This is a genomic window from Buttiauxella sp. 3AFRM03, from assembly GCF_003675305.1.
Taxonomy (GTDB): Bacteria; Pseudomonadota; Gammaproteobacteria; order Enterobacterales; family Enterobacteriaceae; genus Buttiauxella; species Buttiauxella ferragutiae.
Genome location: NZ_CP033076.1, coordinates 3,052,091 through 3,067,209, shown reverse-complemented (window position 1 = coordinate 3,067,209; position 15,119 = coordinate 3,052,091). Strand labels below are relative to the sequence as shown.

Sequence of the window (15,119 nt, the reverse complement as noted above, 5' to 3'; positions counted from 1 at the left end):
CTCGATTTTTTGACGCAGTCAGTTTTATAAACTGGCTTTTGGCATTTAAATCCCTACAACACACTTGAGAAAATGAAAAAGCTAGCCAACATTCACCTACTGATGATGTTAATTCTTTTGGTTGCCGTCGGGCAGATGACGCAAACCATTTATATCCCGTCGATTCCCGATATGGCTCACGACTTCGGTGTGCGCAACGGTGCAATCCAGCAAGTGATGGCGGCATATTTGCTGACCTATGGCGTTTCACAACTGGTTTACGGGCCAATTTCCGACCGCATTGGTCGCCGCCCGGTCATTCTGGCGGGCATGAGTATTTTCATCCTCGCAACAGTGTGGGCACTGTTTACCACCAATTTAACCGCCCTGGTGATTGCCAGTGCATTGCAAGGGATGGGAACCGGTGTCGCTGGCGTCATGGCGCGCACCATGCCGCGAGATCTCTACGAAGGTGCCTCGCTTCGTTCAGCCAATAGCTTGCTGAACATGGGGATCCTGGTCAGCCCGCTGATCGCACCGATCATTGGCAGCTTGCTTGATTCCGTTTGGGGCTGGCGTGCTTGTTACGGCTTCCTGCTGGTGCTGTGCATCATTGTCGGTTTCTGCATGCTGCGCTGGCTGCCAGAAACACGCCCTGTCCAGGCAACTCCTCAACGCCTGATGGCGAGTTACAAAACGCTGCTGGGTAGCGGCTCGTTCAATTGCTACTTGCTGATGCTGGTAGGTGGTCTTGCGGGTGTAGCGGTCTTTGAAGCCTGTTCCGGCGTATTGATGGGCGGTGTGCTGGGGCTTAACGGCGTGGTGGTGAGTATTCTGTTTATCCTGCCGATTCCGGCGGCATTTTTTGGTTCGTGGTACGCGGGCCGTCAAAATGCACGTTTTTCATCGTTGATGTGGCAAGCGGTTTTGAGCTGCCTGGTTGCGGGTATTTTAATGTGGATCCCAGGCTGGCTCGGTTTCATGAATATCTGGACTCTACTGGTACCTGCTGCGCTGTTCTTCTTCGGCGCCGGAATGCTATTCCCGCTGGCTACCAGTGGTGCAATGGAGCCATTCCCATACCTCGCCGGGACTGCTGGCGCATTGGTTGGTGGGCTGCAAAATATGGGTTCTGGGGCAATGGCGTGGTTTTCCGCCTTGCTGCCACAGACCGGGCAGTTTAGCCTCGGAATGTTAATGACGGCGATGGGCGTGATGATTTTGTTCTGCTGGCTGCCGCTGGCGCATAAATTCCAGCAGCATGAGGAAGCGGCGTAGGGATTTCCCCCTCACCCTGGCCCTCTCCCTGAGGGAGAGGGGACAAATCGGTTTTCTCCCTCGCCCTAACTCTCTCCCAAGGGTGAGAGGGAACAAATCGGTTTTCTCCCTCGCCCTAACTCTGTCCCAAGGGTGAGAGGGAACAGACCGGTTTTCTCCCTCGCCCTAACTCTCTCCCAAGGGTGAGAGGGAACAGATCGGTTTTCTCCCTCGCCCCTACGGGGAGAGGGTCGGGGAGAGGGGAAAAACTTAAAGCATCTTACTCAAAAACTCTTTCGTCCGTGGGTTTTGCGGTGCAGTAAACAGCTGCGACGGCGGCCCTTGTTCCTGAATCACACCCTGATCGATAAACACCACGCGGTCGGCCACTTCACGGGCAAAGCCCATTTCGTGTGTGACAATCACCATCGTCATGCCTTCCAGCGCCAACTGTTTCATTACCGCCAGCACTTCACCGACTAACTCCGGGTCGAGTGCGGAAGTCGGCTCATCAAACAGAATGATCGACGGTTCCATTGCCAGCGCACGGGCAATCGCCACACGCTGCTGTTGCCCACCGGAAAGGCTCGATGGCCAGGCGTCTATTTTGTCGATCAGGCCAACCTTTTGCAGTAGTTTTTCCGCACGCGACACGGCTTCGGCTTTCGACAAACCTTTAAGCGACATCGGTGCCATCGTCAGGTTTTCCAGCACTGTCATATGCGGGAACAGGTTAAAACGCTGGAACACCATGCCCACGCCTGCACGCAGGGTGTTGAGATTAGTTTTCGGGTCGTGAACCGCTAAACCATTGACCACAACCTCGCCGCCATCTGGCTTTTCCAGCGCATTCAGGCAGCGTAAGAAGGTACTTTTACCGGAACCGGACGGGCCAATCACGCACACCACTTCCTGCGGAGCAATGTCACACGAGATGCCGCGCAGCACATGAGTTTTGCCAAACTGTTTCTGTAAATCCTTAACGTGAATCACTTTTGCCAAACCTCTTTTCCATGTGTTGCACCATCAGCGAGAGCATGAACGTCAGCACCCAATACACCAGAGAGATCGTCAGGTACGGCTCCCAATAAGTCGCATAAGCGCCAGAAACGGTACGTGCGGCGTAAGCCAAATCAGCCAGGCCAATCGCCGAAGCCAACGAAGAATCTTTCACAATCGCGATGGCATTATTACCCAGCGGAGGCAGAATACGGCGGAACGCCTGCGGCAAAATCACTTTGCGCATCGTTTTGCCCCAGCCCATCCCCAAGGCACGCGATGCTTCCATCTGGCCTTTGTCGATTGACTGAATACCCGCACGGAAAATTTCAGAGACATAAGCCCCGGCGTTTAGCGTAATCGCCACCACACACGACAGAAACGCGCCGTATTCAGAACGCAGTTCGCGGGCAAAATCTACCGACATCAGCCCGCTGGTGACCAGCATCCCGTCACGTGGGTTGATAAACAGCGGCACCAGCGCGAAGTGAACCACCATGATTTGCACGAACAGTGGCGTGCCACGAAACGCACTAACATAAACGCGCACTGGCCACTGCACTGCATAGCGCAGCACATGTTTCCATGGGCCGTCTTCGGCATGCGCCATACGGCCCAGCCCGAGCAGCAAGCCCCAGGTGGTGCCTAAAATCACGCAAATGATGGTGCACTTGATGGTCATTATCGCGCCTTGCATAAAAAGGGGCGCGTATTCTGAGATTATCTCCCAGCGAAATCCGGTCATACCTGTCCTTGTTGGGGCCGAAACGGCCCCGAGTCATGCGAAATTATTCAGCGGGGAGAGTCGGAACGTTGCTATCAAACCACGTGGTGTAAATCTTGGCGTAAGTCCCATCAGCAACAATTTTCTTCAGGCCTGAGTTGATTTTGCCCAGCAGTTCCTGATTGTCTTTCGCTACCGCGATGCCGAAATACTGGCGTTCAAATTTGTTGTCTTTAACCGCTTTCAGCGCTTTATCCGGATGGGATTTGATGTAGTACTTCACCACGCCGACATCGCCAACAGCGGCGTCGATACCGTTTTCAGCCAGTTCTTGCAGCAACAGTGGCGTGTTATCAAAACGTTTGATGTCAGTGCTGTTTTTGCCCAGGGTGTCAGAAACCACGGTGTCGCCTGCGCTGGAGTTCACCACGCCCACTTTCAAACCTTTCAGTGCGTTAACGGAATCCACTTTGGAATCACCCGGAACCACAATGGACTGCTCTGCCGGGAAATAAGGTGCTGAGAAACTCACCATCGCTTTGCGCTTATCGGTAATGGTGATACCGGAAATGATGATGTCGCGGTCGCCAGAATTCAGGGTGGCGAAGATGCCTTCCCACGGCGTGTTAACCAGTTTGATATCAAAACCTTCGGCTTTGGCGATGGCTTTAATGATGTCGATGTCGAAGCCTTCCAGTTGCTTCTGGCTGTTCTCAAATTCAAACGGACGGTAAGTACCACCAGAACCGATGACATAAGTCTGCTGTGCGGCATAAGCAGAAGAAAGTACGGTAGAAACCATGCACCCGGCGAAAAGAACTGACTTTGCGAACTTCCTTAACATATGACGCTCCCGATAAGTTATTTATGCATTTAATTTGCATAAAAATACATAATTTGACGGAGGGCGGCAACTACAAAATTACACCTGTGATTGAAGCCATTGAATAAACGCTTCAATTTTCGGCCATTGTCGCCCAGGCAGCGTGGTGGCGTAGTAATGCTGATGGCACTTCAACGTCATATCGCCAAATGGGGCAACGAGCTCACCGCGATCGAGGCGTTTTTGCACCAGTCTTTTGCGCCCCATCGCCACTCCCACCTGGTTCACGGCGGCAATTACCGCTAAATCTGAACGATCAAAACCGATGCCAGAAGAAGAAGGTAACGTGACCGAAAAATGCTGTGCCCAACTGTGCCATTCGTCGGTACCCGAATCGTTGCTCCATGCTTGCCGGTCATGCAGCAAGGTACAATTGCGCAGGTGAGCCGGTTTATTTTTTAATTCAAAACGTTGCGCGTACTCCGGGCTACATACCGGTACGATAGCTTCATCCATCAGAAAATGATGGGTCAACTGCGAGGAAGGCGTGTCGTCAAAATAGAGTGCCAAATCAATTCCTGCGCGTTGCAGATTCACGTTGCCGGTGAGAATGGTCAGGGAAATAGACGGATAACGGCGGGTAAAATCCCCGAGCCGCGGAACCAGCCAGCACTGGGCAACGGAAGGGCGCGAATAAATCGTCAGCAGGCCAGAAAGCTCCTGGTTTTTGATATCAAGGATCTCCTGGTTGAGCGTATCCAGCGAAGATTTCAGCGCCCAGAAAACTCTTTTTCCTTCATGTGTTAACTCTACTTTACGGTGTGAACGCACAAACAGCTGAATCCCCAACTCCTGCTCAAGCTGATTAATGCGGTGACTGACAGCACTTGAGCTTAGCGAAAGCTCTTCTGCCGCCAACGCGAAGGATTGATGCCTGGCGGCAACTTCAAAAGTGTAGAGTTTTGATAGCTGCCAGCCATTCAGTAAGCGGTTTCTGACTTCGCGAATCGGGTCCATGGTGCTCTCCAGAGAGAAAAGATCATGGCGGCATTGTAAAATATGCCCCCGAAAACGTCGTCCTAAGATGCAAAAAACCGAACCAAAATCAAATTTACCCGTCACTTTTCAACCTGAATCACTCTTTTGCATCAATCTGGCTCATGTGAAGTGCCATTAATATCGTTTGTCAGCAAGGAGCATTTTTTATCCAATAGCCGCAGATAAATCGCAGAGTGAGGTAGGTATGGAATCTCAGATTTGGGTTGTGGGTACGCTGCTTAGCAGCATAATTTTAATCGTCTTTACCATCGTAAAACTGAAGTTTCACCCTTTCCTTGCTTTGCTGTTGGCTAGTTTTTTTGTCGGCACCATGATGGGCATGAGCCCACTGGACATGGTGAATGCCATTGAAAATGGTATCGGCAGCACCCTGGGCTTCCTTGCCGCCGTCATCGGCCTTGGCACGATTCTGGGCAAAATGATGGAAGTGTCCGGCGGAGCTGAACGAATTGGCCTGGCTTTGCAGCGTTGTCGCTGGTTGTCTGCTGATGTGATCATGGTTTTGGTTGGGTTGATCTGTGGCATCACGCTGTTCGTAGAAGTCGGTGTGGTACTGCTGATCCCACTGGCGTTTTCTATCGCCAAAAAAACCAACACCTCGCTGTTGAAACTCGCCATCCCATTATGTACTGCGTTAATGGCGGTGCATTGCGTGGTTCCGCCACATCCGGCAGCCATGTTTGTCACCAACAAATTAGGCGCTGATGTCGGTACGGTGATTGTGTATGGTTTGCTGGTGGGGTTAACCGCATCGTTAGTCGGTGGGCCGCTGTTCCTGAAAATAGTGGGAAATCGCCTGCCGTTTAAAACCGTGCCAGCCGAATTTTCCGACCTGAAAGTCCGTAAAGAAGAAACGTTACCTTCGTTAGGCGCGACACTGTTTACAATTTTACTGCCGATTGGCCTGATGTTGGTGAAAACGCTCGCCGAGCTGAACATGGCGAAAGGCGGGACGCTGTATACCGTGCTGGAGTTTATCGGCAACCCAATCACAGCCATGTTTATTGCGGTGTTTGTGGCCTATTACGTTCTCGGATTACGCCAGCATATCGGCATGAGCCAGTTGTTAACTCATACAGAAAATGGCTTTGGTTCTATCGCCAACATTTTGCTGATTATCGGTGCAGGCGGTGCGTTTAACGCCATTCTGAAAACCAGTGGTCTGGCGGATTCGCTGGCGGTGTTGCTCTCCAACCTGCATATGCACCCGATTCTGCTGGCATGGCTGGTCGCCCTGATTCTGCATGCCGCGGTTGGCTCTGCAACAGTGGCGATGATGGGAGCTACTGCGATTGTGGCACCGATGCTACCGCTCTATCCCAACGTCAGCCCGGAAATTATTACCATTGCTATTGGTTCCGGCGCAATTGGCTGCACCATCGTCACCGACTCATTATTCTGGCTGGTGAAGCAATATTGCGGCGCAACGCTTAACGAAACATTTAAATACTATACAACGGCGACATTTATCGCCTCCCTGCTGGCACTGGGCGCGACGTTCCTGCTTTCCTTTATCATCTAAGCGCAAAGAGATTGTCTTATGAAAAACGCTGAAATAAACACATTGATTCAAGAGTTTCCGCTGGTTCGCGATCTGATTGATTTGCAAGAAACCTGTTGGTTTAACCCGGAAACCACAACGCTCGCTGAGGGCTTACCTTACGTCGGTTTGACCAGCGAAGATGTGCAAGATGCTCATGCTCGCCTGACACGTTTCGCACCTTATCTGGCACAGGCGTTTCCTGAAACAGCCGCCACTAACGGTATTATCGAGTCAGAGCTGGTGGCCATTCCAGCAATGCAAAAGCGTCTGGAAAAAGAGTTTAAGCAAGAAATCTGCGGCCAATTGCTGCTGAAGAAAGACAGCCACTTACCGATTTCTGGCTCAATTAAAGCGCGTGGCGGGATTTATGAAGTACTAACCCATGCCGAAAAGCTGGCGATCGAAGCCGGTTTACTGACCACTGAAGATGACTATCGCAAGCTGCTGACACCTGAATTTAAAGACTTCTTTAGCCAGTACAGCATTGCTGTAGGTTCCACCGGCAACCTGGGTTTATCCATCGGCATCATGAGCGCACGCATTGGTTTTAATGTCACGGTGCATATGTCTGCCGATGCCCGCGCCTGGAAAAAAGCCAAACTGCGCAGCCATGGCGTTACAGTCGTTGAGTATGAGCAAGATTACGGTGTCGCCGTTGAACAGGGCCGTAAAGCCGCCGAATCCGACCCGAATTGTTTCTTTATCGACGACGAAAACTCCCGCACCTTGTTCCTTGGCTATTCGGTTGCAGGTCAGCGTCTGAAAAACCAGTTTGCCCAGCAGGGGCGTGTTGTTGATGAACAACATCCGTTGTTTGTATACCTACCGTGTGGCGTCGGTGGTGGTCCTGGTGGAGTGGCATTTGGCCTGAAAATGGCGTTTGGCGACAACGTTCACTGTCTGTTTGCTGAGCCAACTCATTCACCTTGCATGCTGCTGGGTGTTTACACCGGGCTGCATGATGAGATTTCAGTGCAAGATTTGGGCATTGATAATGTTACCGCAGCCGACGGCCTGGCGGTTGGACGGGCATCCGGGTTTGTTGGGCGCGCGATGCAAAGGCTGCTCGATGGTTTCTATACTCTTGAAGACCAGACCATGTATACGCTGCTCGGCTGGCTGGCAGAGGAAGAGAGCATTCGCCTCGAGCCTTCCGCGCTGGCAGGTATGCCAGGCCCACTGCACGTGAGCGCCAATGCGGCTTACCATAAAATGCATGGCTTCAGCGCTGAACAACTGCAAAACGCCACGCATATCGTTTGGGCGACTGGCGGCGGTATGGTGCCAGAAGCTGAGATGGCGCAGTATTTGGCGAAAGCGGAGCATTGCAGGAAAGATTAAAGATAATCCACAAAGGTTATTCAGGAATTAAATATAAAGGGCTAACTAGCCCTTTATATTTAATATAAAAGCGAATAATGAGAATTAAATATTTTTTATGCATATACATTACTTATAATTCATATAAATAACTTTATCATTTAAATCAATTATAAGATGCTCTAATAACACCAACCTCAATATAAAAAAGTTTATTACCCCGATAAAACACCAAAAATCAGCCACTTCATCTTAATTTTAGTAACCATTCAGAACTAAACATAAATAGTATTTATTTTAAAAGAATAATATAACAAACAAACTTTTATTTTAAAGATTGTTAATTGACCTTACTCAAACTAGGTATTTATATACTTAGACTTTTAAACCAAAGGGATTGGGTATGCACACATCAGAGCGGAACCAAACATGTAACTTATTAAACCTTATTGGAAATACACCCGTTGTCAATATAATGACTTCGCTGTTCCCCTATACTGATATAAAGATAAAACTTGAGTCTTACAACCCAGGTGGTTCGATTAAAGACCGTGTTGCATTGAAGATGATTACAGATGCCGAAGAAAGTGGGCTAATAGAGCCTGGATATGAGTTGGTGGAAGCAACTTCAGGGAACACAGGGATCGGCATCGCTTGGGTCGGACGACTAAAGGGATATAAAGTTACTATATTTACACATGACAAAGTCAGTAAAGAGAAACTTGCATTATTAAAATTTTATGGTGCAACTGTATTTGTTGCGCAAGCTGATTTACCAGCCGATTCAGAAAGTAACTATCTAAATTTAGCCAAGGATTACTGCAGTTCAGGTTATAGATATTTTTGTGACCAATTTAATAATTTGTCAAATACTCTTTCCCATTACAAAGCCACAGCTCCTGAGCTTTGGTTACAAGGAGGTCGAGATGCTGATGCGATTATTTGTGGTGTGGGTTCTGGCGGAACATTAATGGGATTAAGCAAATACTTCCGGGAGAAAGGAAGTAAAGCAAAATTCATTGTTGCCGATCCCATTGGTTCTATTTATAAATCCTATTTTTGCCAACAGAAACACGTTTCCTCTTCCTGGAAGATTGAAGGTATTGGTTCCAACTTCATCCCAGGGATAATAAATCAAGGTGTCGTAGATGGTGTTTTCTCTATCAGTGATGATGAAGCTTTCAATGCATGTACGATGATTAGGGAAACAGAAGCTCTTGATCTTGGCTTATCAAGCGGGGCAATTATTTCCGCAGCTATGAAATTAGCTGAGACAGGAACTGCTAAAAAAATAATGTGCATTTCCCCCGATGCAGGAGAGAGATATATGTCAAAACTACAATCCCATGGAGATAGCGATGTTAGAATATGAAGACATCAGAGATCTTGTTGAGAATAGTGACACTCCTTTCTACATATATTCGGAAAAAACAATAAAAGAAAGAGTAGAAAAGCTAATTAATTGCTTTAAAGAAAACAGCTATCAGATTTTGTACGCTATGAAAGCTAATGCTAACCCCACCTTGATAAAAACTATCGTAGAATTTGGGCTTGGTGTGGATGCATGCTCTACTGAAGAAATCAGGTTAGCATTGGCCTGTGGAGTGGATCGCAATAAAATATTTTACAATTCAGACTGCTTAACAAAAAAAGAATTAAATTACGCCATAGAAAATAATGTGCATATTACAGTAGGTTCAATAGATGTTATCAACTGCCTCGTAATACATCATCCTGGTGTCACTATTAGTTTGCGTATTAACTCAGGTATTGGTGCAGGCCATTCAGACAAGGTGATTACTAATGGCGAATCATCTAAGTTCGGAATTTCTGCATCCGATATTCAGATGGTGATTTCATTATGTTCCGCGGCAAACATTACTATAGAAGGAATTCATTCACATACCGGATCTGGGGAGTTATTAACAGATAAATATATTGAGAACGCCATGGTTCTAATAGAATTATCTAGTTCATTTAATGACTTAAGGTTTATTAACTTTGGTGGTGGTTTCGGATACGATTATATAAATGATAATGAATATGACCTTGCAACTATACATTCATTATTAAATATAATGCGTAATGAATATGCTATAAATGAGAATGTTAATTTTATTATTGAACCTGGCCGATATGTTATTGCCAATGCAGGTTCGCTAGTTACCCAGGTTTGCTCAGTAAAGAATATCTATTCCAAAAAATATGTTGGTTTAGATACTGGCTACAATCACTTTCCCAGGTGTTTTTATTATAATGCCTGGCATGATATTTATAACCTTTCTAGCCAGAATCAAGAAACAGAGATATATGATATAACTGGCTATCTTTGCCAATCAGGAGACGTATTCGCGCGGCAGCGACCTTTAGCAAAAACTACAGTGGGCGATTTTATTTGTATTAAGGATGTTGGGGCTTATGGATACTCAATGAGCTCTAATTTTAACCTTCGAACCAAGCCTGCTGAATACCTACTCAAGGAAGATGGCGCCATAAAGATAATACGCAGAGCTGAAAATTTTGACGACATTTTATCTACATGCGAATTGGATTAATAAATGAATATTGCATTAGCTAACCTTTTACCTATTTTTATTGCATTTGTTCTTGGTTTCAATTTAAGAAGATTTTATCGTGGTTTGAATATGAATGTCGTAGAGCGGACATCAAATGTCTGCCTCTACTGCTTATTGATACTGATGGGTGTTACTATAGGGCTGATACCTGGAATTTTTCAAAAACTGAGTCTGGTCGGTTTGAATGCTATCAGCATTGCGGTGGGTTCATCATTGTCCATCGCGATTGTCTTAGCTGTATTTCATATAAAAACCCGAAGCAATTATGAAGACGAAATAGATCGGAGCACTGCTCAAAAGACATCTTTTGATATGATAGATTATGTAAAGGACCCTTTGCAATTAGGCGCATTAGTATTGATTGGGTTTGCAGTCAGTGTTTATAATGTTACGCCTTACCTCAATTATGACATTATTATTTCCACTCTACTTTATCTCTTAATATTTATAATTGCTATTAAGCTATCACATTCTGGTTTAGAGCTAAAAACTATTTTCTTTAATAGGAGAAATATTGCCATGACACTCTGCACTGTTTTGGCTTCCTATTTTGGCGCAGCTGTTATTTCACTCTTTATACCTCTTTCACTCACTCAAAGTCTTGCAGTGAGTTCTGGCTTTGGTTGGTATACTTTATCTGGAATACTCTTCACAAAAATGGGTGATCCATTACTGGGATCAGTTGCTTTTATTTGTGATCTTTCCCGCGAAGTTATAGCCCTTCTACTAATTCCTACATTATCAAGAGTGGGCAATGGAAATATAGCAATAGGTGTTGCTGGTGCTACAGCAATGGATGTAACGCTTCCGATTATTGAAAAGCATTGCGGCGTTTCTTATGTCCCTGTTGCTCTGCTATCCGGAGGGATAATTACCATTATTGTTCCTTTTCTTATCCCATTTTTCTTCTCGCTTTAATTAAGGAGTTAGAATGAATACGACAATTCGACTATTTGACGAACATCCTTATGAGAGTATGTTTACGGCAAAAGTATCCAAGATTGGAGATGATTACATCATTTTAGATCAAACTTTATTTTACCCCACGTCCGGAAATCAGGAGTGTGATTCGGGGAGTATTAACAATAAACCTGTAAATGATGTGGCGATGGACTGCGACCATGAGAGTCCGTTTTCTCTTGAAACCCTGATCAAACATTTTATCGATGTAGAAGGTTTTCAAGTGGGGCAACAAGTTGAATGCGTGGTAGATTTCGACAGAAGGCTAAAAACAATGCGTCTTCATGCTGCAAGCCACTTAGTCGAATATTTCATCTCTCAACTCAATACATTTATTTCTGTAGAAGGGTCTTTCGTGAGTCATGAAAAGGACCGTACGGATTACCAGCTTTCTGAAAAGCTCGATCAGGAAGCATTACAGGAGCTTGAAAAAAGGGTTAATGACTTTGTGGCTGAAGAACATACCATCACGTTTGGTGTATCCAAGGGGATGAGGATTTGGGCATGCAAAGACATAACTATGTTCTGCTGTGGGACACATGTCTCAAATACTCGTGAGATAGGCGCCATTAAGCTTTCTCGTAAGAATAAGGGGAAGGGGATTAACAGAATAGAGATACATCTGCTATGAGATCCTGAATACGCTTATCCAGAATGCACATGCTGATTCGTGGCAAATGGAAAGCAATCGGCCTGGAATACAGGCCGATTGTGATGTGCGCAAAAATTAACTTTCTCTCAAATGCTTATGGTGCATGAAAACCTATTTCAGCTCAGGCCAGTACTCTTTGTTTGCCTCAATCAAATCATCCAAAATCGCTTTGGCCACCGAAGCACTTGGCACCGTTTTAGACAGCGTAATCGCCTGCCACAACTTCACGTAAGAGCCTTCTTCCCACGCCTCTACTACCAGTTTTTCAACCGCAACCTGCTGGCTCATCAACCCTTTCTGGAACTGTGGAATATTGCCGACTACCAACGGTTCCGGCCCACTTTTTCCGACCAGGCAAGGGATTTCAACCATCGCTTCCGAGTCAAAGTTATTGATTGCCCCATTGTTTGGCACAATCAGCAGCATGCGTTCCTGGGTGTTAAAAGCTATGGCCGCCGCCAGATCGACGATGTACGAGGCATGTTCGTCAATCTCCAGTTCCCCTGCTGATGATTTCCCAGACTGAATGATGGCATTACAGGAACCAAACACATGTTTTTCACGGTGTTCCATCACTTCATTGGCGCGGGTGTGTGCTGGATTGGAGTGCTTAACCACGTAATCCGGGTACAAATAATATTTCAAATAGGTATTCGGCAAGGTATCCGGGTCCAGCGCGCAGACATCTCTCGCTTTCACAAAGGTGTCGTTCCAGCTGGCTTCTGTTCCAGGCTCATCTGTTGGCGGGACATAACCAAATTTCGCGACATGCTCACGGATTTTAGGCATTAAATCGTTGCCATGTTTATCTTCAATCGACGTCCACCAGCCGAAGTGGTTCAGCCCGTAGTAACGTGTGCACATCTCTTTGCGATCTTTCAGGCCAGCGATGTGCGCCATGCGGCTTTCAATACCGATTGGCATATCGCAAATGTTGAGAATCTTCGCGTTTGGACGCAGACGGCGCGTGGCTTCGGCCACAATCGCTGCCGGGTTGGAATAGTTCAGCATCCATGCGTTTGGCGAATATTTTTCCATGTAATCAACCAGCCCCAGCACACCGCCGATGGAGCGCATACCGTAGGCAATCCCGCCGGGTCCACAGGTTTCCTGGCCCAGCACGCCGTGGCGTAGTGGGATTTTTTCGTCTTTTTCACGCATCGGGTATTTGCCGACGCGGATGTGTGCCATCACAAAGTCTACATCGGAGAACGCTTCTTTCGGGTCAGTGGTGTAACTGAACTCAATCTCTGGTGCTTGCTCTTTAAGGATGACTTTGCAGGCTTCAGCGATAGTCTCCTGGCGTGCGCCGTCATTGTCATAGAATTTCAGGGCGCGCAGCGGGAAGCGGTGCTGGTTTGCCAGTAGCATCAAGACGATACCAGGGGTAAATGTGCTGCCGCCACCGGCTACAACTACAGAGAATTTTTTCATGATACTGCCTCCGTCATGGATTTAAGGTCGGTCGAAGAAGTGTCTTTCATCAGGCTTTCAATCTGGTCACGGACTTGCGGGACATTCAGACCCACAATCACCTGAATACCGTTGCCGCGCCGCACCACACCGTGGGCACCCAACGCTTTGAAAATGTCGTCGCTTTGGGTGAGCGACATATCGTGAAGAGCAATTCGTAGACGCGTGGCACAGTTATTCACGCTCTCAATATTTTGCGTCCCACCGAGTGCCTGCAAATAGCCCGCCGCCTGGCTTGTTTCAGTTTGTGGCGTTAGTGCAGGCGCTTTGCCGTTGCGTGCTGCCTTAAAATCGTCTTTGGAATACAGTTTGATTTCACTCTCTTCGCGGCCTGGGGTTTTAAAGTTGAAGCGCAGAATCAGAGTGCGGAAAACGAAGAAGTAGATAGCAGTAAAAATAAGGCCAATGCCGATTTGCGTCAGAATCATCCAATAGTGGTTATGGAACAGTGGGATCCAGACCTGCGGGATCATCGTGTCAATTAACCCGCCGCCCATGTTCCCCACCACTCCGCAGGCGTACATCACCGTAGCCATTGTTGCGGCGAGCAGCGCATGAATGACGAACAATACTGGCGAGATGAATAAGAAGGTGAATTCCAGTGGTTCGGTTATCCCCACCAGCATGGCTGTGAGCACCGCAGGGACCAGTAACCCCGCGACTTTTTTACGGTTTTCAGGTGCGGCGGTGTAATACAATGCAAGGGCAATTCCGGGTGCGGCGAATATTTTTGAATTACCAAACAGCCCAAATCCCCCTTCAGGGAACAGCGTTTTTAGCGGGACAGTTGTCTGGCTATATTCCAGCAGATGGTTTGCCCAATAAATCTGAATGCCCCCTTCAACAGCTGCCGGGCCAAACATAAATGGGCCATAGACAAAATGGTGCAAACCCGTTGGGATAAGAATACGTTCAAGGAAAATATAGACCCAGACACCCAGCGCACCTGCACTACGCAAAAATGCCTGTAATGATTCAATACCCATCTGCACTTTTGGCCAGCCAAGTAATGTTAGCCACGCACAGGGAATCATGACCAGGAAAGCGATAATGACCACAAATGACGTTCCTTGAAAGACGCCTAAAAATACCGGTAATGTTTTATTAAAATATCGATTATGCAATGCAGTCACGATACCAGAAATAGCAATAGCACCAATAATACTGGTATCTAGTGTTTTTATTCCCGCCATCAATGTCAAACCACTTCCTGCCACAGGATCGACTGAAAAATCGACGCCAAAATAATTGCCCCAGGTCATGCCCATCGCATTAATAAAATAGTTCCATGTCAGAAAGCTCACCATCACCGCAAGGCAGGCGCGCCCCGGAGCCTGCTTTGCCAGACCAATAGGTAAACCTACGGCAAAAATCAGCGGCATATTGCGGAAAACGGTCCAGCCCCCCTCCTCAACAACATGAACAATTTGTGCAAATAAATGATTGGGGTCGGTTAATGCTTCGCCCACAAACATCGGATTGCGCAGCATAATGGCAATCCCGACAATAATACCGGCAAAGGGAAAGAGTAAAACCGGCGTAAACATGGCACCACCAAAGCGTTGTATTTGACTGAGCATTTTCCATCCTCGCAGAACAAGCAGTAGGGTAAGTTTTTATTTATCTTTAATTACAGCCTGCGAAGACAATAATGACATATCACGGTAAAAACATAATATTACGGGGTGAACTGTGACCGCATTCATTGTTTTATTTTGGTTAAAGTCATCTACTTTCAGGCTTAAAGTTAGACG

At 47.0% G+C, this 15,119-nt stretch carries 13 protein-coding genes; 7 read left to right on the top strand and 6 right to left on the bottom strand.

Annotated elements, in window-relative coordinates:
• Positions 1 to 72 precede the first annotated feature (72 nt).
• Positions 73 to 1,257, top strand: coding sequence for a multidrug efflux MFS transporter EmrD (emrD, locus tag D8682_RS15795; protein WP_121814669.1), 1,185 nt, complete (start codon positions 73 to 75; stop codon positions 1,255 to 1,257).
• A 249-nt stretch (positions 1,258 to 1,506) separates the two neighbouring features.
• On the opposite strand, the gene D8682_RS15790 is transcribed toward emrD, so the two are convergent.
• The 4 genes from D8682_RS15790 to dsdC form a co-directional block, all read right to left on the bottom strand.
• On the bottom strand, positions 1,507 to 2,229 hold the full coding sequence (locus D8682_RS15790) for an amino acid ABC transporter ATP-binding protein (RefSeq protein WP_121814668.1): 723 nt from the start codon (positions 2,227 to 2,229) through the stop codon (positions 1,507 to 1,509).
• A complete protein-coding gene (locus tag D8682_RS15785) occupies positions 2,216 to 2,980 on the bottom strand; it encodes an amino acid ABC transporter permease (RefSeq protein WP_064542117.1) in 765 nt (254 codons plus the stop codon). Before D8682_RS15785 ends, D8682_RS15790 begins: the two co-directional genes overlap by 14 nt.
• A 43-nt stretch (positions 2,981 to 3,023) precedes the next feature.
• The gene (locus D8682_RS15780) at positions 3,024 to 3,761 is read right to left on the bottom strand and encodes a basic amino acid ABC transporter substrate-binding protein (protein ID WP_370090875.1); all 738 of its coding nucleotides are present in this window, start codon (positions 3,759 to 3,761) and stop codon (positions 3,024 to 3,026) included.
• Between the two features lie 120 nt (positions 3,762 to 3,881).
• The gene (gene dsdC, locus D8682_RS15775) at positions 3,882 to 4,799 is read right to left on the bottom strand and encodes a DNA-binding transcriptional regulator DsdC (RefSeq protein WP_121814666.1); all 918 of its coding nucleotides are present in this window, start codon (positions 4,797 to 4,799) and stop codon (positions 3,882 to 3,884) included.
• 226 nt (positions 4,800 to 5,025) lie between these two features.
• Between dsdC and dsdX the strand changes: the two genes are divergently transcribed.
• From dsdX to D8682_RS15745, 6 genes are all read left to right on the top strand, one after another.
• Complete coding sequence (gene dsdX, locus D8682_RS15770; protein WP_064542110.1) at positions 5,026 to 6,363, top strand: D-serine transporter DsdX; 1,338 nt, start codon at positions 5,026 to 5,028, stop codon at positions 6,361 to 6,363.
• A gap of 18 nt (positions 6,364 to 6,381) precedes the next feature.
• Entirely contained in the window at positions 6,382 to 7,725 is a 1,344-nt protein-coding gene (dsdA, locus tag D8682_RS15765) for a D-serine ammonia-lyase (protein ID WP_121814665.1), read from the top strand.
• 382 nt (positions 7,726 to 8,107) lie between these two features.
• Positions 8,108 to 9,076, top strand: a complete 969-nt coding sequence (locus tag D8682_RS15760) for a PLP-dependent cysteine synthase family protein (protein WP_121814664.1) — start codon at positions 8,108 to 8,110, stop codon at positions 9,074 to 9,076.
• Entirely contained in the window at positions 9,063 to 10,259 is a 1,197-nt protein-coding gene (lysA, locus tag D8682_RS15755; protein WP_162303020.1) for a diaminopimelate decarboxylase, read from the top strand. The genes D8682_RS15760 and lysA overlap by 14 nt, the downstream gene beginning before the upstream one ends.
• A 3-nt stretch (positions 10,260 to 10,262) precedes the next feature.
• Positions 10,263 to 11,198 carry a lysine exporter LysO family protein gene (locus D8682_RS15750; RefSeq protein WP_121814662.1) on the top strand — a complete coding sequence of 312 codons (936 nt, stop codon included), beginning with the start codon at positions 10,263 to 10,265 and terminating at the stop codon, positions 11,196 to 11,198.
• A gap of 13 nt (positions 11,199 to 11,211) precedes the next feature.
• Entirely contained in the window at positions 11,212 to 11,871 is a 660-nt protein-coding gene (locus tag D8682_RS15745) for an alanyl-tRNA editing protein (protein WP_121815715.1), read from the top strand.
• A gap of 132 nt (positions 11,872 to 12,003) precedes the next feature.
• Here the strand turns inward: D8682_RS15745 and D8682_RS15740 are convergent, their stop codons facing one another.
• Both D8682_RS15740 and D8682_RS15735 read right to left on the bottom strand, forming a co-directional pair.
• Positions 12,004 to 13,326, bottom strand: a complete 1,323-nt coding sequence (locus D8682_RS15740) for a 6-phospho-alpha-glucosidase (RefSeq protein ID WP_121814661.1) — start codon at positions 13,324 to 13,326, stop codon at positions 12,004 to 12,006.
• On the bottom strand, positions 13,323 to 14,945 hold the full coding sequence (locus tag D8682_RS15735; RefSeq protein ID WP_121814660.1) for an alpha-glucoside-specific PTS transporter subunit IIBC: 1,623 nt from the start codon (positions 14,943 to 14,945) through the stop codon (positions 13,323 to 13,325). The genes D8682_RS15740 and D8682_RS15735 overlap by 4 nt, the downstream gene beginning before the upstream one ends.
• Between the last annotated feature and the right edge of the window lie 174 nt (positions 14,946 to 15,119).